We start from the raw sequence: 24,905 nt of genomic DNA on the forward strand, positions 1-24,905 counted from the left end.
TTCCCCTCCTCTCTGGATAATAAACTTTGGGGCTGAGTGAAGGGGAGGAGAACCCGAACGGGGGATTGAAGGCAAAGTAACAAGAGATTGCCCCCATGGCGAGGGCAAACATTAGCGGGGATTCTACCTGAAATGATTCGCGTATCCCCACCGCACAGCCAACCGCAGGGCGGCGGGGATACCGATTAATACCGAAGGAAAAGAGCCTTAATCAATCCTGCTGAGCGGCCTGCTTCAGCTGTTTCTTCTGGTACTTAATCATCGCAAAGTAGCCCAGCAGTAACACCGCTACCCACACCAAGCCGGCATACAGTGAAACACGTGTTGCCGGGAAGTAGCCAATCAGGCCGATAACAAAGACCAGAAAGAGAATGGCAATCACTGAAGTCACTACGCCACCACGCAGAGGGAAGGCCAGTTTGCTGACCTGCTCTTTGCTCAAACTACGGCGGAAAGCGATTTGTGAAATCAGGATCATGATCCACACCCACACGGTAGCAAAGGTTGCCAATGAAGCAATCACCAGGAATACGTTTTCCGGTATGATGTAGTTGAGATACACCGCAACCAGCAGTGCCGCCATCATGACCACCACCGTCACCCAAGGGATACCATTCTTGGAGATCTTGCTGAATATTTGCGGTGCATGACCTTGCTCTGCCAGACCGTGCATCATCCGCCCCACCCCAAACACATTACTGTTAATGGCGGACAATGATGCGGTGATCACCACAAAGTTGAGGATCCCCGCCGCAATGGTGATCCCTATATGTTGGAAGGTCAATACAAATGGGCTGCCATTAACGCCGACCTGATTCCATGGGTAGATGGACATAATGACAAACAGTGTCCCGACGTAGAATACCAGAATACGCCAAGGCACCGAGTTGATAGCTTTAGGGATCGAGACTTTCGGATCTTTGGCCTCACCAGCGGTGATACCGATAATCTCAATGCCGCCATAGGCAAATATCACCAATTGCAGCGACAAGATCATACCGATAAAGCCATTACTGAAGAAGCCTCCGTTGGTCCACAGATTGTGTATCCCGGTCGGTTGCCCGCCATTACCGATACCCCAGACAATGATACCGATACCGGCGACGATCATGACAATAATGGTGGCCACTTTGAAGAACGAGAACCAGAACTCCAGCTCGCCAAACACCTTGACACTCAACAGATTGATGGCACCGATAATCAGTACGATGCTCAACACCCAGATCCAGTGTGGTACTTCGGGGAACCAGACGCCCATATAGATGCCGAATGCCGTTACATCCGCAATGGCAACAATCAAGATCTCAAAACAGTAAGTCCAACCAGTGATATAACCCGCCATCGGGCCGAGATAATCCTGAGCATAACGAGAGAAGGAGCTGGCCTGCGGATTATTGACCGACATTTCCCCCAGTGCACGCATGATGATAAAGGCGACGATACCCCCGAGCAAATAGGCGAGCAACACACTAGGCCCCGCCATTTTGATCGCCTCTGCCGAACCGTAAAACAGACCGGTACCAATGGCAGAACCCAGCGCCATAAATCGTATATGGCGCGTACTAAGACCCCGTTTCAGCTTATTGCCCGGTGTTAGAGTGGATGATTGTTGTTGCATGAAAATGACCAGTCCTTGTTTAACATAAAAAACACGGACAAGTCCGTGTCCTATCTTTATACCCTTCGTCCTTCAAGCTGCATGAGTGTTAGCTGCGGTTACTCGCCTCATCCATGAGACCTCGCCCCCTACGGGGCCGCCTACCAGCAACTCGAATTATTTGGGATATAGATCATCAATTTAAGAGTGAACTGCTACTTGGTTACGAGCGAAAACGCGATCATAAATGGCAACCAGCAACAGCATCAACAACGAAGGAGGCAACCATGCCAACCCCTGCGCTGCCAGCGGCAAGTGATGAATCCATTCAGGCATCAAATCCACAAAAGGGGATGTCTTCACCGCATCTAGAATACCAAACAACAAGCTGACTAACATCACTGGCGCGATAATACGCGTAGCACTATTCCACCAACGCAGAGTAAAACTCAACACCACCAACACAATGCAAGGGGGATAAATCGCCGTCAGCACCGGTATAGAGAGCTGGATCAGGTGGCTCAAGCCAAGATTGGAAACCAGCATCGAGAACAGACCCAGGATAAATACCAGTTTTTTATAAGATAACGGTAAATATTGCGCGAAAAACTCAGCACAAGCACAGGTCAGGCCAACCGCGGTCACCATACAGGCAATAAAGATCAATGCCGCCAGGAAGAAACTGCCCATGGTACCGAATGTATTTTGTACATAGGCATGCAAAATCACCGCACCATTGGTGGCCTCTGGCACCAGAACACCACTACCGGACCCCAACTTGAACAGACTCAGATAGACCAATGTCAATCCCACGCCAGCAATCAGACCCGCCAGGATGGTATAACGCGTCAACAATCCTCGATCTGTTACCCCACGGGAACGTGCGGCATTGACGATGACAATACCAAACACCATCGCCCCCAAGGTATCCATGGTCAGGTAGCCATTTATAAAGCCAGAAGAGAACGGCACACTCTGATAAGCCTCAACCGCTGGGATAGGTGCCCCCGCAGGCCAGAGCAGCGCAGCGATGCCCAGCATCGCCAGGGCAACAATTTTCACCGGTGCCAGAATATGGCCAACAGTATCGAGCAAACGCCCCGGATATAAAGAGATGCCAATCACCAGCACAAAATAGACTAGGCTATAGATAAATAGTGGCAGGGCACCACCACCGGTCAACGGAGCCATTCCCACTTCAAATGAAACGGTCGCCGTACGTGGCGTAGCGAACAGAGGCCCCACGGTGAGATAACAGACCGTCGCCAGCAGTAATCCTGCATAACGCCCTATTGGCGCGCTAAGGGTATCAACCCCCCCGCCAACACGAGCCAGTGCAATCACGGTGACTACCGGTAACCCCACCGCTGTCACCAGAAAACCGATTGCTGCAGTCCAAACATGTTCACCGGACTGTAGACCGACCATCGGTGGGAAGATAATGTTTCCTGCCCCGACGAATAAAGCAAAAGTCATAAAACCTAATGCCAGGATATCTTTTGACGCTAAGCGATGGCTCATAGGAGATTGCGCTGCCTGTTAAATGGAATAAATGATTGATTCTTAAAGATGAAGAGTAAGCGGAGGTTTACTCCAACAACGCAGACTTAGTTAAACGTTTATACCCGTCTTCATGCAAGTTGCAGCAGCTTCTATCGATTATCAGCCATCTGCAGACGAAGCTATTTAGAGGATATGGCCCTGAAAGGCAAGATGAACAATAAAAAGCAGAGTTTTATACCAGAAATAGTTTTACAGCCAGTCGATAATCTCAATTTATCCGTAATAAATACCATATGATCTGTTTAATTTTTAAACAAAAAACACACGGAATGTGACAAATATGACCACCTTGTACATTAAAAAACCGCTATTGATGTCTTAAGCGCGCAAGTTGTGCTTTTTTTGCCAATAATAGAATAAATGATGAGCTGAGCATTTCAATGTACCGGTGGGCTCAGGCTCATCCACTGTATCTGGAGAAATAGCACAATCGCAGCGGTACTACTCGCCCATTTTCACCTTATTGTCGATGGATGCGGCTGGCACAATGAGTCGTTTCGGCAACGTAAAGATAAAGCGCGTACCTATGCCCGGGTCACTCAAAATCTCCAAGCGTGAATCATGATGACTCAGAGCATGTTTAACAATGGCCAACCCCAAACCACTGCCGCCGGTCTGCTGTGAACGTGATTTATCAACGCGGTAGAAACGTTCGGTCAAACGCGGAATATGTTCTGCAGCGATCCCTGGACCATTATCACTGACCTGGAACTGAGCACCCAGTGGCGTCTGCTGCCAACTTATCTCGATATGGGTGCCCTTTGGCGTGTGATTCACTGCGTTATACACCAGGTTCGATACGGCACTGTGTAGTTGATCTTCGTTACCAAATACCTGCAAATCTTCATTCACCCGGAAGCTAATCTGGTGATTCCCCGCACTCAGGGATTGCGCCTCTCGTTGCAATACACCCAGGATACGTGGAATATCCACCTTTTGATTCATCGCGATACTTGGCGCAGTTTCAATACGTGACAACGTGAGCAACTGCTTCACCAAGCCATCCATGCGTTTGGTCTGTTCTTGCATGGTACTCAATGCTTTATCGCGCACTGAGCCCTCAAGGGCTTCATCACTCATCATCTCCAAATAGCCCTGCAACACCGTTAACGGTGTGCGCAACTCATGGCTGACATTGGCAAAAAAATTACGCCGGGCCCCTTCCAACTGACGCTTCTGGGTGACATCACGGGCCACCATCAACAATTGCCCTTCGGAATAAGGCATAATGCGGAACTCAACAAAGCGCTCGTTATTTAAGTGCAATGTCAGAGGTTTGAAGAACGACTGCTGTTGCAGATATTGACTAAATTCGGGATAACGTATCAGGTTCAGAATATGTTGACCGTTATCTTCCGGCCAGCGGAAACCCAGCAAGTGCTGCGCCAGGCCGTTACACCAAAAGATATTACCCTCTACGGTGGTCATCACTACCGCATCGGGTAACGACTCCGCACCACTACGAAAACGTTTGATCAATAAGGCCAGTTCGCGGCGGCGATGGCGGTTACGCTGCTGCATTTTATACAAACCATAAAACAGCGGTTCCCAGCTCCCATGTCCCGGGGGCGGCGTCATACTACGATCAACCCACAACCAGTGGGAAAGTTTCAGTTGGTTATAGAAATTCCAGGCGAGGGCTACCAACACCGATGCCAATAACAACCAAGACAAATAACCAAAAATCAACCCAAGCAATAAAGCAGGGAAGCAAAAAAAGGCCAATTCCAGCAGCAGTCTCTTCCAGGATAAGCGTTCTAGCACAATAGTGTTTTCTCCAGCACAGGGCTGTCAGTAGCGCGTTGAAAAACGGTAGCCGGTACCGCGAACAGTTTGCACCATTCTATCATGACCACTGCTCTCCAGCGCCTTACGCAATCGGCGGATATGGACATCAACAGTACGGTCTTCTACATAAACGTTAGTGCCCCAAACGTTGTTCAGCAACTGCTCGCGGCTGTAAACACGTTCGGGATGGGTCATAAAGAAGTGCAACAGCTTGAACTCGGTCGGCCCCATATCCAGTGCCAGCTCATCAGCCATCACTCGATGTGAGGAAGGGTCCAGGCTTAACCCCTGCATTTCAATCAATTCCTCTACGGCCATCGGTGAAATACGGCGCATCACCGCTTTGATCCGGGCCACCAGCTCCTTGGGCGAGAAAGGCTTGATGATATAGTCATCGGCACCCACTTCCAACCCTCGAACCCGATCTTCTTCTTCTCCGCGTGCGGTCAGCATCATCACCGGAATATCCCGTGTCATCGCCTCACGCTTCATATACTTGATAAACTGTATTCCGGACCCACCAGGCAACATCCAGTCCAGTAATACCAGATCAGGAAACGGCTCAGACAGGCTCTTTACGGCGCTGTCATAATCCTCAGCTTCCAATGGTTGATAACCATTCTGTTCCAACACAAAGCACACCATTTCACGGATCGGCGCTTCGTCTTCTACCACCAGTATACGTATTGCCATCGTCAATCCTGCCAATGTGTTAGCGGCCTATTACACTCTGCTTGGATATTATGCGTCAGTTTTATGACAGTTATATGAATAAAACTGCCTCGGGATGACGCTTGGCAGTGAGATTGTTTCAATCCTAGACAAAATACTTCGAGTTGCTTAACAAAACGCCATCCATCTTGTTCAGCGTTTGCCCCCTGCCTGCATCTTGACGGAACTTGGGTATATACTCTGGTGCTATCATCGTTGTCAGCCTGGAAGATTCATGCGCCTGATCCATACCTCTGACTGGCATTTAGGCCAGTACTTTTTCACCAAGAGCCGCGCCGCCGAGCATCAATCTTTTCTGTGTTGGCTGGTTGAGCAGGTGCAACAGCATCAGGTCGATGCGCTAATTGTTGCCGGTGATCTGTTTGATACCGGCTCCCCACCTAGCTACGCACGGGAACTGTATAACCGTTTTGTGGTGCAACTACAACACACCGGTTGCCAGTTGGTGGTACTCGGTGGCAATCATGACTCAGTGGCCACACTCAATGAATCACGGGAACTGCTCTCTTGCCTGAACACCACAGTAATTGCCAATGCGCAAGCCGAAGTTGATCAACAAATTCGAGTGCTCAACCAGCGTGATGGCCAGCCAGGGGCGGTGCTCTGTGCGGTGCCTTTCTTGCGCCCACGGGATTTAGTCACCAGCCAGGCCGGTGAATCGGGCAACCAGAAACAGCAGGTTTTACAACAAGCTATCGCTAATCATTACCATGAGCTTTATCAGTTGGCCTGTGCACGGCGCGATGCCCTGGGCCTAGCCTTGCCGATTATTGCCAGCGGCCATCTGACGACCGTGGGGGTCACCACCTCAGATTCAGTGCGTGATATTTATATCGGTACGCTGGATGCCTTCCCTGCTCAGTTATTCCCCCCCGCCGACTACATTGCGTTGGGCCATATTCATCGTTCGCAATGTGTCGCTAAAACCCAGCATATCCGTTACAGCGGTTCGCCAATCCCGCTCAGTTTTGATGAATTGGGTAGCGCCAAGAGCGTATTGATGGTTGATTTCGCCGCCGGTGAACTACAGCAAGTCACGCCGCTGGAGGTACCTGTTTTCCAGCCGATGCAGTTGATCAAGGGTGATTTGCCACAAATCGAGACGCAATTACAGCAATTTGCCCACTATGAGGGGACATTACCGGTGTGGCTGGATATCGAAGTTGCTACGCAGGATTATCTCAGTGATATCCAGCGCCGCATTCAACAGTTAGCGGAAGATCTGCCGGTTGAAGTGGTGTTATTACGACGTGGTAAACAGCAACGGCAACAGGCGATTGACCGGCAAGAGAGAGAGACCTTGAATGAATTGAGTGTCGAAGAGGTGTTCCAGCGGCGATTAGCCTTGGAAACAGACCTGGACGAGGCACGCCAACAGCAGATGCGCCAACTGTTTCAGCACGTGGTGAATGACTTGCATCATCCTGAGGAGCCCTGCGCATGAAAATCCTGAGCTTAAGGCTGAAAAACCTCAATTCGCTACAAGGTGAATGGAAAATTGACTTCACCGCTGAACCTTTCGCCAGCAATGGTCTGTTTGCCATCACCGGCCCCACCGGTGCGGGTAAAACCACGTTACTGGACGCTATCTGCCTGGCGTTATATCACCAGACGCCGCGTCTGGAGGTCAGCGCCAGCCAGAATGAACTGATGACTCGGCACACCGCTGAGTCACTGGCAGAGGTGGAGTTTGAAGTAAAAGGGATCGGTTATCGTGCCTTCTGGAGCCAACGTCGAGCGAAAAACTCACCGGATGGCAGCCTGCAGGCGCCTAAAGTCGAACTGGCGCTACGAGAAAATGGCAAAATTTTGGCGGATAAAATTTCCGATAAAAAAGAGCTGATTGCCTCCATTACTGGGCTGGATTTTGGCCGTTTCACCAAATCGATGATGTTGTCTCAGGGGCAATTCGCCGCATTTCTCAATGCCAAACCTAACGAACGTGCCGAGTTACTGGAAGAACTGACCGGCAGCGAAATTTATGGGCAACTGTCGGCCCGGGTGTTTGAACGACATAAACAGGCAAAAATCGAGCTGGATGTATTGCATCAGCAAGCTAACGGCATTGAACTGCTCAATGAGGAGTTACGCCAGACGCTGGAAAATCAACTCATCCAACTCAATAGTGAAGAGCAAGGTTTAAACCAACAGACGCAACGGCTACAACATCAGTTGAACTGGCTACAGCAGTGGCAAACCACGGCGCAGCAAGTGCAACACCACCAGCAACAACTCGCTGGGGTAAAACAGGACTATCAGCAAGCAGAACCACAATTACAGCAGTTGGCCCGCAGTGAACCCGCAGAAAAATTACGCCCACTGCTTGATGAACGCCAGCGTTGCCAGCAAGAGACGCGGTCTTTGCAACAACAAGCCGAACAATTGGCGCAGCAACAACAACAGCAACTCACTGCCTTGACCCCATTACAGCAACAATCCGATCAAGCGCAGGCGGCAAAGCAAACGCAAACAGCATACCAGCAACAACAGCAAACATTGATTGTTGAAAAAGTAGCGCCATTAGACCAGCAGATAGCCCAACTGAGACACCAGTTGGCCGAGGCAACAAAACAAGGTGACGATCAGCAAAAGCTCAGTCAGGAGCAACAAAAAGCGCTGGAAAAACTGACCCTAAGACGAGCCGAACTCACCACCTGGGCGGCACAATATCAGCACAAGCAAGCCTCACTGAATACGGTACTGGAGCAGCAGTTACCACAGCAAGCCGCACTTGAAGCCCAATCACCGTTAGAAAAACTGCGGGCCCGTCAGGCCGAACTGAATGGGCAGCGGCCTATTCGCCAACAGTTGTCCCATCTGGCGGTATTGTTTCAACAAAATCAGCAACACCTTGAGCAACAGCAGTTGGAGTTTACCCAGCGGCAACAACAGTTGATGGAGGTGGAACGTCAACTTGAGGTGACTCGCCAACAGTACCAACAGCAAAAGGCCCATTTGTTGGCGGTGGAGAAAAACCTTGAGTTTGAAAAACGTATCGTCAGCCTGGAAGCCGAACGAGCACGTTTGATCACTGATGCCCCTTGCCCCTTGTGTGGCTCGACACAGCACCCGGCAATCAAGCAGTACCAGGCGCTGAAACCGAGCGAGACGGAACAACAAGCCACTGAATTACGCGCAAAAACCGACGAGTTACATACCTTGGGCACCAAACTGCGCACGCAAAGTGAAAGCCTGAAACAGCAGCAACAACAGCTGCAAACCGCCGTTAACCAAGGGTTACAGCAACAGGAACAACTGATCAAAAACGGGCAACAAATTAGCGCCCCCTTGGCTTGCAATTTTACACTGCAAGACCACACGCAGTTATCAACCTGGTTAACCGCTTGCGACAGTGAAGAACAGGCTAATCAACAGTTACTGCAACAACATGAGCAAATCACGCGCGCGATACAACAAACCAAAGAGGAATTAACCACCCTGCAAAACCAGCACTTTGGTTCTCAGCAGGAAGCGGTACTCTTGAATGAACGTTTTGAGCGGCTAACGCAACAGCAAGCTGAAACTCAACAGCAATTAGCCAAGTGGCAACATGATTGTCAGACCAGTGAGCAACAACTGACTAACCTCACCGCTGAACGCATCGCGCTGTTTGGCGAACAGTCGGTGGCCGAGGTAACTGAACAACTGAGACTCGCACAAAACCGGGTGGAAAATGCCTGCCAGCAAGCCACAGAACAGTTGCAGCAAGCCCTGGTACTGCGGGATCGTCTGGCGGGTCAACAACTGGCATTACAACAGCAGCAGCAACAACATCATGCGCGGCTACAGCAGGCCGAACAGCAATGGCAGCTCGCATTGGCTAACAGTGACTTTGCCGACGAAGCGTCATTCAACGCCGCCTTATTGGGTGATGAACAGCGCCAGCAGTTGCAACACTATAAAGAACAGTTACAACAACGCCAGTTGCAAGCCTCCACCCTGTTGGCTCAGGCGATACAAACGCAAGAACAGCAGCGCCAAAATCAACCCAGTGGTTTGGATGAGCGACTCACCAGTACCGAGCAACTGGCTACTGCGTTGAATGGCATAGCGGAACAGTTAAAACTGTTGCAGCAGCGTCAAGGGGAGGTCCGTAACCAATTGGGCAGCGATGCCGAACGTCGTCTTCATCAGCAATCATTGTTAACCCAGATTACCCACTGCCAACAGCAACATGACGACTGGAGTTTGCTCAATCAACTCATTGGTTCCAAAGAGGGGGACAAGTTCCGCAAGTTCGCCCAAGGCTTGACCCTTGATCATTTGGTTTATCTGGCCAATATCCAGCTTGCCCGTTTGCATGGCCGCTACCTGCTACAACGTAAAACGACGGATACGCTGGAGTTACAGGTTGTCGATACCTGGCAAGCGGACGCTCTGCGTGATACTCGTACCCTTTCCGGTGGGGAAAGCTTTCTGGTCAGCCTGGCATTAGCCTTGGCGCTATCAGACCTGGTGAGCCACAAAACCAGTATCGATTCACTGTTCCTGGATGAAGGTTTCGGTACCTTGGATGCAGAAACATTAGATACCGCCTTGGATGCGCTAGACAACCTTAACGCCACGGGTAAAACCATCGGTGTCATCAGTCATATTGAAGCCATGAAAGAGCGCATTCCCGTGCAAATTAAGGTAAAGAAAATCAATGGATTGGGGTTAAGCCGTTTAGATGCCCAGTACCGTGTTGAATCGCCTTAGTGGCCATAGTGTGATCACTGCGACAGTACATCGTGAAAAGCATTGAGCGACGAATGAAAATCGTTATCATGTCTGAAATAACAGGATTGTTACTGTGAATACAGGCAAAACCTGACTTTCGGGAGTTCTTCCGGGGTCAGGTTTTTTTGTTTTTAGCAGACAAGGAACCGCCATGAACATCGCCAAGATCCTCAATAACAACGTGGTAATTACGCTAAACGAGCGCCAGGAAGAGACGGTCGTTATGGGGCGTGGCATCGGCTTTAAAAAGAAAAGTGGCGATCCGGTGGATGAAAGCCTGATCGAAAAGGTGTTCACTCTCAATAGTGGTGAAATCGGTGAACGCTACAAAGAACTGTTGGCAGAGATCCCATTAACCTGCATCACTACGGCGGATAAAATCATCACCCTCGCCCGCGAACGCTTACCGGGCAAATTGCATAATATTGTTTACATTACATTGACTGACCACATCCATTTCGCCTTGCAACGCCATGCACAGGGTCTGGCTATCAAGAACGTCTTGTTATGGGAAATAAAGAAACTCTATTCAAACGAATTTGCTGTTGGGCTGGAGGCTTTAAATATCATTACTCAACGATTGGCGGTCACCTTACCGGAGGACGAAGCCGGTTTTATTGCCTTGCACTTGGTCAATGCCCAGTTAAATGACGAAATGCACAATACGCTGCATATCACCCGGGTGATGCAGGAGATCCTCAATATCGTCAAATACCATTTCCGCTTTGACTATAATGAGGAAACCCTGAGTTACCACCGCTTTCTCACTCATTTGAAATTCTTTGCCCAACGTTTGTTAGGTAAAAATTACGTCGACAGCCATGATGATTCGCTCTATCAGGTGGTCAAGGATAAATATGGCGAATCCTTCGCCTGCGTTGGCAAAATAAACCAATATATCGCTCAACACTATCAGCACTCGTTAACCCATGAGGAGATGATGTTTTTGACCATCCATATTGAGCGGGTGCGCAGTGAGAATGCCCCAATCGCCAAGAGGTAAACAACAACCGGGCTAGAGTGGCCACAACCATGCCGCACCCCTTACACCGCTGGAATCCCCGTGCATCGCTTGGCGAACCGGGGTTTGACACTCCCCGCCAAATACCCAGGATTTCAGTTGTGGCGGTACAGTCTGATACAAACGCGCGATATTGCTCATTCCCCCGCCGAGTACGATCACATCAGGGTCAAAGAGGTTGATCACATGAGCTAACGATTTTGCTAGCCGTAACTCGTAACGCTGTATGGCCAACAACGCCAGTTTATCCTGCTGCGCCACCAATGCCATAATCTCATCGCCTTTCAGCCGATGGCCACTCAGCCGTGCGTAATCTGTGGCAAACCCGGTGCCGGAAATAAAAGTTTCAATACACCCTTGTTTGCCACAGTAGCAAGGCACTTCAGCACGAAAACGCAGTTCATCATCATCCAGCCAAGGGAGAGGATTATGGCCCCATTCACCGGAAATCCCATTTCCCCCGGCATGTACCTGGCCGTTAATGGCCACACCGGCACCACACCCAGTACCAATGATCACCGCAAAAACAGTTGATTTACCGGCAGCGGCCCCATCGGTGGCTTCAGATACCGCCAGACAGTTGGCATCGTTAGCCAACCGCACTTCGCGCTGTAGCAGAGTAGAAAGGTCTTTATCCAGCGGTTTACCATTTAACCAGGTTGAGTTGGCATTTTTCACTAAACCGGTAAACGGCGATAGTGTCCCTGGAATACCCACCCCGACGGTCCCGGATTGCGCGGTTTTTTCTTCTGCCAACCTCACCAAGCCAGTAATCGCCTGCAATGTCTGCTGATAATCATCACGAGGTGTCGCAATGCGGTGACGGAATAGTTCTTGCCCGTCGTTCGCCAGTGCTATCACCTCAATTTTAGTCCCTCCCAGATCGATACCAATACGCACTATGACTCTCCTCAATATTCGACGATGGTAAACTTAGGCCCAGTGTGATCCATAACCCTGTCACTCGGTGCTGATTATAGACTCAAGTTGATTCACGTTGCAGGGGCTCTAGGTGCCTGCGTTACCCCATCTATCTGCGCCTCACTCTGAATTGATCCTCTTACCCGTGAGTTGCGAGCTGAATCACCACGCGACAGGCGATTTTTCAGCATCAATTCGTTATTATGCCGCTCTGCTTTTGACGAATCAGCGTGCGCGCTACCCATATTTATACTCAAGTTCAATGAAATTGCAGGTAGGCGACAAGTGAGCGAGTCCCTAGGAGCATAGATAACTATGTGACTAGGGCGAACGAGCGTAGTCAACAACCCTGCAGCTTCATTGGTGACGGGTATATACTCAAGTTGCAGCGATGGGTACCCATGCACACCTAGCCAGGAAGAACATTATGCTATGGTTTAAAAATTTGATGGTTTACCGCTTGAGCCGTGACGTTGCACTCAATGCCGACGAGATGGAAAAACAGCTTGGCAACTTTAGCTTCACCCCTTGTGGCAGCCAGGATATGGCAAAAACTGGCTGGGTTTCGCCGATGGGATCTCATAGTGATGCACTGACACATTCGGTGAATGGCCAAATCATGATCTCTGTGCGTAAAGAAGAGAAGATCCTGCCCTCTCCGGTGATCAAACAGGAATTACAGGCGAAGATTGAAAAACTGGAAGGTGAGCAACACCGTAAGTTGAAAAAAACCGAGAAAGATTCGCTGAAAGACGAAGTGTTACACAGCTTATTACCCCGTGCCTTCAGCCGTTTTAACCAAACCAATATGTGGATCGATACGGTTAACAGCCTGATTATTGTCGATGCCGCCAGTGCTAAGCGTGCCGAAGACTCGCTGGCGTTATTGCGCAAAAGTCTTGGTTCGCTGCCGGTAGTGCCATTAACCATGGAAAGCCCGATTGAACTGACACTAACCGAATGGGTACGTTCGGGTGAACTGCCTGCCGGTTTTAATATTCAGGATGAAGCCGAACTGAAAGCCATTCTGGAAGAAGGTGGCGTGATCCGTTGCAAAAAACAGAACCTGGTCAGTGATGAGATAGCCGTACATATTGAAGCCGGTAAACTGGTCACTAAGCTGGCCGTTGACTGGCAAGAACGCATTCAACTGATCCTGGCGGATGATGGCTCATTCAAGCGTCTGAAATTTGCCGACACCTTACGTGACCAGAACGATGATATTGATCGTGATGATTTTGCCCAGCGTTTCGATGCTGACTTTATCCTGATGACCAGTGAGCTGGCGGCGTTGATCAGCAATACTATTGAGGCCCTGGGGGGAGAAGCTCAGCGCTAAGGCACAATTTGAATTACAGGCTTATGGGCGCGCCTGCGCGCCCAATATTCCCTTCACCAATGACGCTGCAGGGGTGTTAACTGCAGCTTAAACGAGCGATTATTTGCTCAGGTAACGGCACAAATAGGCTGTGGTATCAGCAACCTGCAAATTGAATTCACTGTGGTCCGGCACAAAGAACTTTTCACCGGAAGTAAACACTTGCCAATCAGGCGCGCCTGGCACTAACACTCTTAATGCACCAGAAATAACGGTCATCTCTTCCGGCTGTGCGGTACTGAAGGTGTACTCTCCCTTCTCCATTACCCCAACGCTGGTACGACCAATGCTGTTACTTTCGAAACCGATAGACTTCACTTTTCCAGCAAAATATTCATTTACTTTCAGCATGACTGACCCCGCGTAATCATCTTGGTTGAATCCCCATATTGAGGTATTAAGCCAGGGTCTGTCACTGGTTTTTCACGGGAAATGCGATCATTTACCCAAGTTGATGCAAGTTGCCACTAAAAGACCCGTGGCGTGATGCAAATAAACTGACAACAGTAGGCGATGCTCAGCGGAAGCACCGCAGGTTGATGCGGTATATAAACGGGGAGTTATTGAATGGCTTGATGCTGCAAAACGGCCAGGATCTGCGCAATAACCTGTTGTGGGTTGGCACTGGCATCCATAACATAATCGGCCACTTCCTGATAAAGCGCTTCACGTGCTGCCAGCACTTCCTGCATCTCTTCAGCAATGGGACGCCCAGTCAATGTGGGGCGCTGTCCTTCTTGCGGATACTCTTCCAGCCGCTGGGCCAGCACGTTGGCTGGGGCACGCAGATAAATCACTATGCCATGCTGACGCATAAAACGCCGATTCTCTTCAGCCAGAATCGCCCCGCCGCCAGTGGCAATAATGGTTGACGGTTGTTTCAGCGCTTGCAGTGCCAACGTTTCACGACGACGGAAACCGGGCCACCCCTCCTGCGCCACCATTTCCGCAATACTCATTTGCGCAGTTTGCTGCATAAACAGATCGGTATCGACAAACTGGTAACCCAGAGCCTGCGCCAAAGCACGACCAACCGTGGTTTTACCTGCTCCGCGAGCGCCTACCATAAAAATGGTTTGTGTCATGACGGGTTGTCCCTTATGCAGTAACTGAGTACATGGCATGGCCTGCACAGCAAGAGGCTGGCGGCCCGAACATCAATAATGCTGCAGCATCATACCGCCCTCGCGCCGTATTTCAATCTTTACGGTGCTGTATACCCGTCATCATCCAAGCTGTGGGGTGAGAATGCTATTTTTTCACCGGGTGATCGCGGCGATACAACGTCCAGCTCTCTATTTCCTGCCCATTTGGCAAGGTACAGGTGGAATACTGGCCTTGAGGGTTCTGCTTGGCATTCAACTTACCGCCGATCTGGATACAATAAACATCCGCCGGGTTTGCCATGCCGACATTTTTATCCACTTGCGGTGGTAATGGGGCCTCACGATTGCTCGGCACAGGGTTCACCTGCTCAGGATGATTTGATGTGGTACACCCAGACAGTAAAACAGCACCAGCAAACAGAGAAAGCATCAGCAACTTTTGCATTGATATTCGCCTGTATTTTAAGCGTTAAAATAGTATAGAAGCAGCAAAATAGTTTGCTGTTTAGAGAGAAAATCAGAACTGCCAACGTAACCAGCCGAAGAGAACATTACCATTATTGTAGGTGCCGGGAATATAGGTGGCCTGGAAGGTAAGTTGCTGATAACCGATAGAGGCCAATGGTAACGGAGCTGGAATCGGAATATAACTCCAATTATCGCGCGCCGTCACACTGGCGGTAAACCCGAGACCTAAGCGAAAATCCTCTCCCGCCACCGGGCGCCAGATTTTCTCATAGGCATAACCGCCAATCGGTTCCCATTTATTGAACGAGTCCTTAAATGCCATAAAGTAAATAGCGTGCCAGTCGCCATCTTGATCAAAACGGGAAATGCCGTAGCCCGCCCCCCAAGGACGTTCATTGTAAGAGTCAAGTTTTTCCTGGTCGTAAGTCCAACGGTTATGCCAAGTAATGACGGGCAGATAAAACTCTTTATTCGGTGAATTGTTCCAGGTTTCCGCTACATTGCTGGTAAAGCGCCCCCACCAGCCAGACTCTGGTTGAGCTTCCCTATTGCTATTTTCGGAACTAACCTCGGCATAAGAAGGTAGTGCAGAAAACATCAATACCAAACTAGAGGCTAAAAGGGTCTTGCCAAAAAACATTATGAAATCCCTGTCATAACAAAGCTGGGGATTTTACTGAATTCACTATGAGCAAATCAAGCGGTTTCAAGTTGCGGGGTTGGTACCTTTTCTTCCCCGCAACTTGAATAAAATTAACAGTAAAACATCAGCTTAAATCAACATCTTTGCTGCCAAAAAGCCAAGTTAAAATAAAACCGGCGATGTAAGAGATGAACAGACCAGCAATATAAACCATCATGCCGGCAAAAATGCCTTTCGCTGACGTCATCAAGGGGATAGACACCAGACCCGATGGGCCAAATACCGTATTCAGCCCCACCGGCAGCCCCATCCAGGCAACCAGACCAATAAAGAACCCGCCAACCGCACCACCTAAACAAGCGGTAACAAACGGCTTCAAACGCGGCAACGTCACCCCATAAATCAGAGGCTCGCCAATCCCCAACAGCCCAGGGAAGATGGCCCCTTTAATCTGGGTGCGTAACAAGGAACCTTTCGGTGAACGGAAGAACAGTGCCAATGAAGCCCCAACCTGCCCTGCCCCTGCCATCGCCAGGATTGGAAACAGTGAGTTAAAGCCCTGTGCATCCATTAACGCGAAATAAACCGGTACAAAGCCTTGATGGATACCAAAAACAACCGCGATCAAGAAAAGACCCGCCAGGATGGCCGTTCCAAACGGGTTACCGTTCAGGTGCATAAACAACCAGGACATACCTTTGAACAGTTCACCACCGATCGGCATGATGACCACAAAAGTAATCGCACCCGTAATCAGTAAGGTAATGGTTGAAGTCAGGATCATATCCAGATTATCGGGAATAAACCGGCGTACCTGCCGTTCAATCCACGCCCCCATGATACAGGCCAGCAACACACCAATAATATTGCCGCGAGGATCAATGGTTAGCCCAAAAAAATCACTCATGCCGGCATAGTAGCCAACCGTACCTTCCGGCACGTAGCGCAAAATAAACAGTGAAGCGATGATCGCCCCATTGACGCCAGTACCACCAAAGGCTTTTTGCGTGTTAAAGCCAATCAGAATGCTCAGGAAAGTAAACAGACCGATGCTAAACACCTTCATGTAAGCCATCAGCCCTTTTAACCAAGCTGCTGGGGCGACTCCCTCTACCACCAACGTTTGCTGTAACAGCGTGGAGATCCCCAATAACAGGCCTGCGGCGATAAACCCCGGGATCAGTGGTGTAAAGATAGTGGCAAATTTGGTCAGGAAATTATGTACTGCGCTATTTTGCTTAGACTTCATCTGCTGCTTTTTCTGACTGGCCAGCGCTTGTAAGTCAAGCTGTGGCTCACTGTCAGACGCTTGCTGTGGTGCATCCGCCAGCAGGGCATTCATCATCTCACTTGCGGTCTGCGCTTTACCCGGGCCGAGGATGATCTGCAATTGGTCATCACCATTCACTACCCCCATCACTCCGGGTATTTTTTTGAGTTCCTCTAGCTGGATATACTCACGATCTTTTAACGTTAGACGCAGTCTGGTCATGCAGTTACCGCAGATAACGATATTTTTACTGCCCCCCGTCAAGTGTAAAATCTGCTCTATCATAGAAACGGTTATTTTAGCCATGTTATGCCTGTATCCCTTGCAGCGTTTTACGAATAAACCCTTTGTTTTTACTCAGCATCTCCCCTGCTTGTTGCGCAGATAGCCCACCCAGGACCATCACAATCGCAGTTTTACAGTGGCGATGACATTCATTGAGTGCTTTTTCAGCCTCTTCAGGGCTACACTCCGTGGCTTCAACCACGATGTTGACCTGGCGTTGAACCAGCTTGGCGTTAGTGGCTTCAACATCAACCATCAGGTTACTATATACCTTGCCACTACGGATCATCGCACCCGTAGTGATCATATTAAGGATCAACTTCTGAGCCGTTCCCGCTTTCATGCGTGAGGAGCCAGTGACCACTTCCGGGCCAACCACGGGTTCAATCGCGATATCGGCTGCTTTGCTCATTTCACTGTTTTGATTACAGGAGATAGCAACAACGGTGGCGCCAACGCTACGAGCATAAGCCATTGCCCCTAACACATAGGGTGTACGGCCACTCGCTGCAATGCCAACCAATACGTCACGGGCATTGAAATCAAGATTGCATAAATCCTGCTTGCCCAATTCCGGGTTGTCTTCCGCATTCTCAACGGCTTGCAAAATGGCCGTATGACCACCAGCAATCAGGCCGATAACCAGCTCACGTGGCGTGCCATAGGTTGGTGGGCATTCACTCGCATCCAGAATCCCCAAGCGCCCTGAGGTGCCAGCTCCACAGTAAATCAGTCTGCCACCGTTAGCGAAAGCGTCCACCACCCGATCAACTACTGTAGCAACCTCTGGCAATACCGCTTCCACTGCAAGAGAGACTTTTTGATCCTCTTTGTTGATCACCGCCAACATATCGAGCGTCGGCAGGGTATCAATTTCAGCGCTGGCTGGGTTGCGGCTTTCTGTCATCATCTTGCTTAAATTAATCTTCATGGTGCTTCCATCTGTGTCGGTTTTCCGCCATGGTAAGGAATTATTTATTCTTAAAATGTGATGGAGGTCACGGTAAATCGATTCCTTTTTAGCCAGACATAAGGAATAAATTGCTAATATAAATGGGGGTATAAAGAGTGACAAAAATAACATTCCAAGTAAATTCAGCTAACTATACAAATGGAATAGTTATAGCCAACATAGGAATAATCTATACCCAATTTTTCCAAACTATCACTGCACGCAGTCTATAGCGGCAACTTGCATAAATTAAAGTGTTTATACACACAGGGGAGTATTTTCAATGTCCGTGCTAACCCAAATCACCTGGTTATTACCAGAACTTGCTGAAAATCAAAAAAAAATTGCAAAATATATTTTAGATAACCCTGAATCGATACTGAATATCTCTTCTTCTCGCTTTGCTGAAGCAGCCGGAGTCAGCCAGTCTGCCATCGTAAAATTCAGCCAAAAAATCGGCATGAAGGGCTTCCCGGCACTGAAGATTGCCATCAGTGAAGAACTGGGTAGAAATAACCTCTTCAAATCTTATCCACACCAGGCTTTGCATAACACCATCTCATCGGAAGATTCACTGATGGTGATGGCGCAAAAACTCGCCCATGAAAAAACCATGGCTATCCTGGAAACCACCAAAAGAATTAATTTCTCTGTTTTTCATAAAGTTATCGATATTATCAATAACGCTAATCGTGTACAGATTGTCGGGATTTGGGGGTCAGGGCTGACAGCAAAAGATCTCAGTTACAAATTGCAGAAGATAGGTATTCTCAGCCTTGCAGAAGCCGACCTTCATGTGCAACTTGCCACGGCCCAGGCCCTGACGCCAAAAGATGTACAAATTGTTCTGTCGTTCAGTGGTAAAAGAAAAGAGATGCGCCTCGCCGCCACCATGGCAAAAGAGAAAGGGGCAAAGGTCATCGTTATCACCGGTGACCCATCGACTTCGTTGGCCAAGATAGCCAATTATGTGCTGGAAAGTGTCTCGGATGAAAATGAGTGGCGCAGTTCTTCTATCTCTTCCCGGACAGCGCAGAATACGCTGACCGATTTAATCTTCCTGGCCTTGATGCAACGGCGTAAAGAACTTGCCAAACCGCTGGTGCGCAATGCCAGTATGACCATCAATAAGCTGGAGGGTTAAATCCCCCCACGGTTGTCTGGTTAAGCTGAGTGAGTACCCGCTACATGGTGTTCAATTGAAAGGCGGAAACCCTGTGCTACGCTTATACCCAAGTCATTAAAACGATACTTGAAATTGCAGAACGTAGAACAATCGCTGTTCCTCCCCACCAACAGCACAGTAAGGATAAAAAATGAATTTTGAAACTCAGTCAGTTGGCAATGTCTTGGTGGTCTCGCCCTTGAGCCGGCGACTAGATGCCTCCCTGTCAATGCAATTTAAAGAAGAGATACAAGCCATGATCGTACAGGGGAGCAATCGTATTTTACTCGATTTTAGTCAGGTCGATTTTATTGATAGTAGTTGCTTAGGGGCATTGGTCTCTCTATTGAAAACCTTGCAGGGTAAGGGCCAACTCGCCATTTGCTCATTGAACAGTAATATTCAAGGCATGTTCAAATTAACCCGGATGGATAAGATATTTACTATCGGAGTTGATCAGCAGACTACATTACAACAAATGTCCCAGCAGTAGATTAATACTAAAGGAAGACTCATTATGAAAGCCATGATCCTTGCCGCAGGAAAAGGAACCAGAGCCAGACCATTGACCACTGTACTGCCCAAACCGATGATCCCATTAATTCGCAAACCAATTATGGAATCCATTGTTGAGCATTTAAAAAAGCATGGCTTTAATCAGTTAATGGTCAATACCAGCTATCTGTCTGGTGATATAGAAAATTATTTCCGCGATGGTCATGCCTGGGGCGTGGAAATGGGCTACTCCTATGAAGGGGTGATGGAAGGCAATACCTTTGTCGATAATGTGCTGGGTTCAGCGGGTGGCATGAAGCACATCCAGAATTTTTCAGGCTTTTTTGATGATACGTTTGTCGTGGTGTGTGGCGATGCATTAATTGATGTGGATTTCGGTAAGGTGTTGGCTTTCCACCGTGCCAGAAAAAGCGTTGCGACGCTGATTATGCGCCCAGTTCCTGTCGATCAGGTCAGTAAATACGGTATTGTGGTCACCGATGAGCAAGGGCGTGTCAGTAAGTTTCAGGAAAAGCCTAAAGCACAAGATGCGTTGTCAAATAACGCCAATACCGGCATTTATGTTTTTGAGCCTGAGATCTTTGACTATATTCCTGATGGTGTTGAATACGATATCGGTAGTCAGTTGTTCCCTAAACTGGCTGAAATGGGGGTTCCTTTCTACGGTATCTCTTTGCCATTCCAATGGGTTGACATTGGCTCGTTGCAGGATTTCTGGCACGTTAACCGGATGATCCTTAATCGGGAATTGCCTGATTATCCGATGCCGGGGATCCAAATCGCGCCGCAAATCTGGTGTGGTTTAAATGTTAACGCTGATTTTTCCACCCTGGATATTGAAGGGCCGGTCTATATTGGCAGCAGTACCGAAATACAACCCGGTGTGACCATTAAAGGGCCGACGATTATTGGTGCAGGTTGCCTATTGGAACAGGGTGCGGTGATTGAACAAAGCTTTATCGCCGACTATACCCGGGTAGGGAGTATTGCTCATTTGAATCAGCAGATGATTTTTGCTGGTAAAGTCATTTCGCCGGACGGTATCGCTATCGATTTATCCGAAGCGGGTTTGAACTGGCTGATCGATGATAAACGGCGTACCGATATTGTCACCGCAGAGAAATCATTATTTAACGAGTTACTCTCTGCATTCTAACCGCACTTACCGAGCGAAATAGAGGGGCAGACCGGTGAGTCTGCCCTTATTACAGAATGCGTTGGTTGGGGATCGCTATTCGGTTATTGTAACTTTGCCAACATCTCTTTCGTTACCAGCACAATGCCGTTTTCAGAACGATAAAATCGGCGGCTATCCTCCTCGGCATTTTCACCGATCACCATTCCTTCTGGGATCTGGCTCGCCCTGTCAATAACACAGCGACGTAACCGGCAAGAGCGCCCGACATTAACATCCGGCAACAGGACACAAGAATCCAGTGAGCAGAACGAGTTAACCCTAACCCGCGAGAACAAGACCGAATTCACCACGGTTGAACCGGAAATAATACAACCTCCGGAAACCAGCGTATTCATCGTCATGCCATAACTTCCAGAGTGGTCTTGCACAAACTTGGCAGGCGGCAAGGGTTCGGCATAAGTGCGTATTGGCCAGTTGCGGTCATACATATCCAGTTCAGGGGTCACTACCGCTTGGTCCAGATTCGCGCGCCAGTAGGAATCCAAGGTGCCGACATCACGCCAATAATCAGGTGCGCCAGGGGCTGAAGAGACACAGGAGAGTGAGAAAGGATGTGCCCAGACCTGACCTTTGGCCGTGATCTTCGGCAAAATATCCTTGCCGAAATCATGACTGCTGTCGTTATCGAGATGATCATTTTCCAATAGTTGGAAAAGAAAATCCGCGTTAAATATGTAGATCCCCATACTGGCCAGGCTGCGGTCCGGTTTACCCGGTAGTGTTGGCGGCACTTCGGGTTTCTCCCAGAATGCTTTTACCCGCAAATCTTCAGCTACTTCCATCACCCCAAAGGCGGTTGCATCCTGCTTGGAGACCTCAAGGCAAGCAACAGTACAAGGGGCTTCACTCAATACGTGCTCCAGTAACATGCGCGAGTAATCCATCTTGTAAATATGATCACCCGCTAAAACCACGATGTACTCAGCACGATAACGCCGGACAATATCCAGATTCTGAAAAATAGCGTCAGCGGTACCGCTGTACCAGTGATCAATCCCTGCCCGCTGTTGAGCCGGTAACAAGTCAACAAACTCATTCATCTCACCATTGAGAAATGACCAGCCATGCTGAATATGTTGCAACAAGGTATGAGATTGATATTGCGTAATCACACCAATACGGCGCATCCCCGAGTTGAGACAGTTGGAAAGAGCAAAATCAATAATGCGGTATTTTCCCCCAAAGTGTACCGCAGGCTTAGCCCGAACTGACGTCAGGTCTTTAAGCCGGGTACCTCGTCCTCCTGCCAGCACCAGCGCTACCGCTTTGTTCGGGAGTTGCCTTGCCAGCATGGCTTTGTGCCTGTCGTCTAACATGTGCATTTCAAACTCCTTATTTTTGCCAATACCATTTGCATCACCGCCAATGTCCGCACATCACCCCGATCCAGTTAGCGGTAAAAAATACTCACTAGCACTGATTATCAATCAGATTACTTAATGATATTGCGAGTCTTATCAAAATTAACCCAATACCTAAGTATTTTTTATGAAATACCACCACTAGTGCTTGAATTCTAATCACTCTTTTTTCGGGATAAGTGAATCATTTTGATAGCCATGGTGGTACAAGTGGGTGGAGATGGGATAGCAAATATGAAAACGCCCACGGCCAAATAAGGGCCATGGGCGTCGGTACCGTTTGCTAGTTAGAAGGCCAAGCTACCTCACGGCCTACTGCATTTCGGGCTTATTTTACTGGACGAGCCTCGATAACCAGTGTTTCCAGTGGTTTCAGTGTCACCACTACCGGTTTAATGTAATTGGCAGGGAGTGTCACATTGCTACCGTAGACCGTTTTTAACATGAAACGGCTGGTTTCCCCTTGGGGTATTTCAAAACTCTTGGTGAGATCCAGATAGTAGACCTGTTCCTTATCGGATGGATTACGCAGACCAAAGATCGCCTTTTTGTTACTCCATGATGCCCAACCGTATGGCTCCAACAAAGTCGGGTTGCCACCTATCCAGTGGGTATCCACCAACACATCGCTGTTAGCCCGCGACCATTTCGCTGCTGTGGCCAACGTATCCCATTTGACGCTGTTGAGCATGGATGGCGTGATATACATCTCCTGCAACTGGGTTCCTGTGGCAAAGTAGCTCCACACCTGGTCTGCAAAATCATGGTCAGTTTGGACTTTCTCTAAACCATAGTAGGCGTTTTCCGCACTGACAATGCCGTGATACATCAGTGAATTAAGCGGGAAAAGAGGGCCTTTTTGCACAATAGAGCGGTAAGTTTCAGCATCACGGTAGGTGATCCATTGCTGTACCGCTGAGCCTTGACCATACAGGTTGATATCATCCCCCTGACGCCAAATTGAATCCGCGTAAAACAACCACGAGGGGCTGGCATTGGTGCCGGTTGTCAGGTTGATAAACAGATCTTTATTTACCTCCCGCATGTTTTTAATCAGCTCGATAGAAGCATCAAAGTCGGAAGCAAATTGACTGCCTGGAATATAGGAATTGGCATTACCCATACCGTCCAGCTTAAATGAGGTAATATGCTCATCTTTGATGAGGTTACCTATCTGCTGGTTGAAGTTATGGAAATAATTCGGCCCAGAGAGGGCAAACTTGCCATCAACGGTTTCAAAACCATTCTCTTTAGCATGGGAAACCCGCACATCAAGCGGTTTGTTATAGCCACCCCAGGGTGAAAGCCACAAGCCAACCGAGGTGTGCCAATCATCTGCTTTCGCTTTTATCGCCCCAAAACCCTGTTTAAACGCCGGGCCAAATAACCACTTACCCGTCAGGTCATCCCAACCATCATCCAGCAGAAAACCATCCAGTTTTACACCCCGCTTTTTGATCAACTCATCGCCATAACTCTCTATTCGGCTAAGCACATCTTGCTCGGTATAGGGGGTAAAAAAGCCAATATCCATCCAACTGTTGTAGTGCAGATAAGGTTGGTACGGACGAGGACGCATAGCATTAATGAACTGATTCACACTACGGCGTAGTTGGTTTTGCTCCTCGAAAGTGCCGAAGTAGAGGGTATAACTGACGGGTGCATCGGGTTTGATGGGGGTTTTCAATTCAACGTTAAAATTCGTGGTGGCTTCATAGGCGAAAGTATTGACGATAGGCTTGCTCGGCATCATAAAAAAGCTGTCGGCAATAATGGGGGAACTGTTAATTGCCCCATCAACATAAGGTGCTTGTGACTGCCCCTTGGTGGGAAAGAAGGTAATTTTCGCCACATCGCGGGGTTGACCTTTGGCCTGCAAGGTATAGTCAATACTGGCATATTTCCCTTTCAGAACATTTAACACCACGCTGACAGCAAAATCGGGATGGTCAAAGTCTACCTGAATGGCATCCTCCTTCAGATGAACCTTTTTGATCTTAAAGTCAGCGGCATGGATCACTTGATCATTAGGCAGGGTAAGAAAAAAGAGCTCCTTCGGCGCCAGTTTATGACGGGACACGGTATCCGTTACCGACACCGCAGCGTTACTGTCATCAAACAAAATGGCGATATTATTGTTATTCAGTGGGTACTGTGTAGCTAAAGAGACATTGCTGGCAAGCAGCAGCAATAACACGCTTTTTATCACTGGTTTCATCAAA

General features: G+C 48.8%; 20 protein-coding genes. 7 read left to right on the forward strand and 13 right to left on the reverse strand.

What is annotated here, in order from left to right:
* Positions 1 to 211: 211 nt before the first annotated feature.
* The 4 genes from proY to phoB all read right to left on the reverse strand — a co-directional run bounded on the left by proY (position 212) and on the right by phoB (position 5,641).
* Positions 212 to 1,618, reverse strand: coding sequence for a proline-specific permease ProY (gene proY, locus ACX9GV_RS13745; RefSeq protein WP_023489488.1), 1,407 nt, complete (start codon positions 1,616 to 1,618; stop codon positions 212 to 214).
* 180 nt (positions 1,619 to 1,798) lie between these two features.
* Positions 1,799 to 3,118, reverse strand: a complete 1,320-nt coding sequence (gene brnQ, locus ACX9GV_RS13750; RefSeq protein ID WP_473195910.1) for a branched-chain amino acid transport system II carrier protein — start codon at positions 3,116 to 3,118, stop codon at positions 1,799 to 1,801.
* A 483-nt stretch (positions 3,119 to 3,601) separates the two neighbouring features.
* Positions 3,602 to 4,924: a phosphate regulon sensor histidine kinase PhoR gene (gene phoR / locus ACX9GV_RS13755; RefSeq protein ID WP_473195911.1), complete on the reverse strand. Its 1,323-nt coding sequence runs from the start codon at positions 4,922 to 4,924 to the stop codon at positions 3,602 to 3,604.
* A gap of 27 nt (positions 4,925 to 4,951) precedes the next feature.
* Positions 4,952 to 5,641 carry a phosphate response regulator transcription factor PhoB gene (gene phoB, locus ACX9GV_RS13760; RefSeq protein ID WP_473195912.1) on the reverse strand — a complete coding sequence of 230 codons (690 nt, stop codon included), beginning with the start codon at positions 5,639 to 5,641 and terminating at the stop codon, positions 4,952 to 4,954.
* A 253-nt stretch (positions 5,642 to 5,894) separates the two neighbouring features.
* Here phoB and sbcD point away from each other — a divergent pair, with 253 nt between their 5' ends.
* From sbcD to licT, 3 genes are all read left to right on the forward strand, one after another.
* Positions 5,895 to 7,124, forward strand: a complete 1,230-nt coding sequence (gene sbcD / locus ACX9GV_RS13765) for an exonuclease subunit SbcD (RefSeq protein WP_473195913.1) — start codon at positions 5,895 to 5,897, stop codon at positions 7,122 to 7,124.
* Complete coding sequence (gene sbcC, locus ACX9GV_RS13770; protein ID WP_473195914.1) at positions 7,121 to 10,378, forward strand: exonuclease subunit SbcC; 3,258 nt, start codon at positions 7,121 to 7,123, stop codon at positions 10,376 to 10,378. The genes sbcD and sbcC overlap by 4 nt, the downstream gene beginning before the upstream one ends.
* Positions 10,379 to 10,550: 172 nt before the next feature.
* Positions 10,551 to 11,402: a BglG family transcription antiterminator LicT gene (licT, locus tag ACX9GV_RS13775; RefSeq protein WP_473195915.1), complete on the forward strand. Its 852-nt coding sequence runs from the start codon at positions 10,551 to 10,553 to the stop codon at positions 11,400 to 11,402.
* 12 nt (positions 11,403 to 11,414) lie between these two features.
* Here licT and mak read toward each other — a convergent pair whose 3' ends face one another.
* Complete coding sequence (mak, locus tag ACX9GV_RS13780; protein ID WP_023489481.1) at positions 11,415 to 12,320, reverse strand: fructokinase; 906 nt, start codon at positions 12,318 to 12,320, stop codon at positions 11,415 to 11,417.
* Between the two features lie 448 nt (positions 12,321 to 12,768).
* Between mak and rdgC the strand changes: the two genes are divergently transcribed.
* Positions 12,769 to 13,680: a recombination-associated protein RdgC gene (gene rdgC / locus ACX9GV_RS13785; RefSeq protein WP_023489479.1), complete on the forward strand. Its 912-nt coding sequence runs from the start codon at positions 12,769 to 12,771 to the stop codon at positions 13,678 to 13,680.
* A gap of 99 nt (positions 13,681 to 13,779) precedes the next feature.
* Here rdgC and ppnP read toward each other — a convergent pair whose 3' ends face one another.
* The 6 genes from ppnP to murQ form a co-directional block, all read right to left on the reverse strand.
* The gene (ppnP, locus tag ACX9GV_RS13790) at positions 13,780 to 14,070 is read right to left on the reverse strand and encodes a pyrimidine/purine nucleoside phosphorylase (RefSeq protein WP_023489478.1); all 291 of its coding nucleotides are present in this window, start codon (positions 14,068 to 14,070) and stop codon (positions 13,780 to 13,782) included.
* Positions 14,071 to 14,279: 209 nt separating this feature from the next.
* Positions 14,280 to 14,804 carry a shikimate kinase AroL gene (gene aroL / locus ACX9GV_RS13795; protein WP_473195916.1) on the reverse strand — a complete coding sequence of 175 codons (525 nt, stop codon included), beginning with the start codon at positions 14,802 to 14,804 and terminating at the stop codon, positions 14,280 to 14,282.
* A gap of 166 nt (positions 14,805 to 14,970) precedes the next feature.
* Positions 14,971 to 15,270 (reverse strand): putative hemolysin, encoded by a 300-nt coding sequence (locus ACX9GV_RS13800; RefSeq protein ID WP_473195917.1) that lies wholly within the window; start codon positions 15,268 to 15,270, stop codon positions 14,971 to 14,973.
* Between the two features lie 72 nt (positions 15,271 to 15,342).
* On the reverse strand, positions 15,343 to 15,933 hold the full coding sequence (gene pagP, locus ACX9GV_RS13805; RefSeq protein WP_473195918.1) for a lipid IV(A) palmitoyltransferase PagP: 591 nt from the start codon (positions 15,931 to 15,933) through the stop codon (positions 15,343 to 15,345).
* Positions 15,934 to 16,060: 127 nt separating this feature from the next.
* Positions 16,061 to 17,512: a PTS N-acetylmuramic acid transporter subunit IIBC gene (murP, locus tag ACX9GV_RS13810; RefSeq protein WP_023489474.1), complete on the reverse strand. Its 1,452-nt coding sequence runs from the start codon at positions 17,510 to 17,512 to the stop codon at positions 16,061 to 16,063.
* Position 17,513: 1 nt separating this feature from the next.
* Positions 17,514 to 18,422, reverse strand: coding sequence for an N-acetylmuramic acid 6-phosphate etherase (murQ, locus tag ACX9GV_RS13815; protein WP_473195919.1), 909 nt, complete (start codon positions 18,420 to 18,422; stop codon positions 17,514 to 17,516).
* Positions 18,423 to 18,726: 304 nt separating this feature from the next.
* Between murQ and ACX9GV_RS13820 the strand changes: the two genes are divergently transcribed.
* The 3 genes from ACX9GV_RS13820 (at position 18,727) to ACX9GV_RS13830 (ending at position 21,280) form a co-directional block, all read left to right on the forward strand.
* Positions 18,727 to 19,587: an SIS domain-containing protein gene (locus ACX9GV_RS13820; RefSeq protein ID WP_023489472.1), complete on the forward strand. Its 861-nt coding sequence runs from the start codon at positions 18,727 to 18,729 to the stop codon at positions 19,585 to 19,587.
* Between the two features lie 172 nt (positions 19,588 to 19,759).
* The gene (locus ACX9GV_RS13825) at positions 19,760 to 20,101 is read left to right on the forward strand and encodes an STAS domain-containing protein (RefSeq protein WP_023489471.1); all 342 of its coding nucleotides are present in this window, start codon (positions 19,760 to 19,762) and stop codon (positions 20,099 to 20,101) included.
* A 24-nt stretch (positions 20,102 to 20,125) separates the two neighbouring features.
* Positions 20,126 to 21,280 (forward strand): nucleotidyltransferase family protein, encoded by a 1,155-nt coding sequence (locus ACX9GV_RS13830; protein ID WP_023491003.1) that lies wholly within the window; start codon positions 20,126 to 20,128, stop codon positions 21,278 to 21,280.
* An 83-nt stretch (positions 21,281 to 21,363) separates the two neighbouring features.
* Here the strand turns inward: ACX9GV_RS13830 and glgC are convergent, their stop codons facing one another.
* Both glgC and ACX9GV_RS13840 read right to left on the reverse strand, forming a co-directional pair.
* Complete coding sequence (gene glgC / locus ACX9GV_RS13835) at positions 21,364 to 22,644, reverse strand: glucose-1-phosphate adenylyltransferase (RefSeq protein ID WP_023491002.1); 1,281 nt, start codon at positions 22,642 to 22,644, stop codon at positions 21,364 to 21,366.
* Positions 22,645 to 23,011: 367 nt separating this feature from the next.
* On the reverse strand, positions 23,012 to 24,901 hold the full coding sequence (locus ACX9GV_RS13840; RefSeq protein ID WP_473195920.1) for an alpha-galactosidase: 1,890 nt from the start codon (positions 24,899 to 24,901) through the stop codon (positions 23,012 to 23,014).
* Between the last annotated feature and the right edge of the window lie 4 nt (positions 24,902 to 24,905).

This window comes from Serratia sp. 25CWL12 (genome assembly GCF_055790885.1).

What these genes read in the sequence shown, in the direction of transcription:
- glgC (WP_023491002.1), bottom strand. Translation starts at nt 22,644, where the DNA reads ATGCACATGTTAGACGACAGGCACAAAGCCATGCTGGCAAGGCAACTC.
- ACX9GV_RS13830 (WP_023491003.1), top strand. Translation starts at nt 20,126, where the DNA reads ATGAAAGCCATGATCCTTGCCGCAGGAAAAGGAACCAGAGCCAGACCA.
- aroL (WP_473195916.1), bottom strand. Translation starts at nt 14,804, where the DNA reads ATGACACAAACCATTTTTATGGTAGGCGCTCGCGGAGCAGGTAAAACC.
- sbcC (WP_473195914.1), top strand. Translation starts at nt 7,121, where the DNA reads ATGAAAATCCTGAGCTTAAGGCTGAAAAACCTCAATTCGCTACAAGGT.
- sbcD (WP_473195913.1), top strand. Translation starts at nt 5,895, where the DNA reads ATGCGCCTGATCCATACCTCTGACTGGCATTTAGGCCAGTACTTTTTC.
- rdgC (WP_023489479.1), top strand. Translation starts at nt 12,769, where the DNA reads ATGCTATGGTTTAAAAATTTGATGGTTTACCGCTTGAGCCGTGACGTT.
- phoB (WP_473195912.1), bottom strand. Translation starts at nt 5,641, where the DNA reads ATGGCAATACGTATACTGGTGGTAGAAGACGAAGCGCCGATCCGTGAA.
- murP (WP_023489474.1), bottom strand. Translation starts at nt 17,512, where the DNA reads ATGGCTAAAATAACCGTTTCTATGATAGAGCAGATTTTACACTTGACG.
- pagP (WP_473195918.1), bottom strand. Translation starts at nt 15,933, where the DNA reads ATGTTTTTTGGCAAGACCCTTTTAGCCTCTAGTTTGGTATTGATGTTT.
- murQ (WP_473195919.1), bottom strand. Translation starts at nt 18,422, where the DNA reads ATGAAGATTAATTTAAGCAAGATGATGACAGAAAGCCGCAACCCAGCC.
- ACX9GV_RS13840 (WP_473195920.1), bottom strand. Translation starts at nt 24,901, where the DNA reads ATGAAACCAGTGATAAAAAGCGTGTTATTGCTGCTGCTTGCCAGCAAT.
- ACX9GV_RS13800 (WP_473195917.1), bottom strand. Translation starts at nt 15,270, where the DNA reads ATGCAAAAGTTGCTGATGCTTTCTCTGTTTGCTGGTGCTGTTTTACTG.
- ACX9GV_RS13820 (WP_023489472.1), top strand. Translation starts at nt 18,727, where the DNA reads ATGTCCGTGCTAACCCAAATCACCTGGTTATTACCAGAACTTGCTGAA.
- ppnP (WP_023489478.1), bottom strand. Translation starts at nt 14,070, where the DNA reads ATGCTGAAAGTAAATGAATATTTTGCTGGAAAAGTGAAGTCTATCGGT.
- licT (WP_473195915.1), top strand. Translation starts at nt 10,551, where the DNA reads ATGAACATCGCCAAGATCCTCAATAACAACGTGGTAATTACGCTAAAC.
- brnQ (WP_473195910.1), bottom strand. Translation starts at nt 3,118, where the DNA reads ATGAGCCATCGCTTAGCGTCAAAAGATATCCTGGCATTAGGTTTTATG.
- ACX9GV_RS13825 (WP_023489471.1), top strand. Translation starts at nt 19,760, where the DNA reads ATGAATTTTGAAACTCAGTCAGTTGGCAATGTCTTGGTGGTCTCGCCC.
- proY (WP_023489488.1), bottom strand. Translation starts at nt 1,618, where the DNA reads ATGCAACAACAATCATCCACTCTAACACCGGGCAATAAGCTGAAACGG.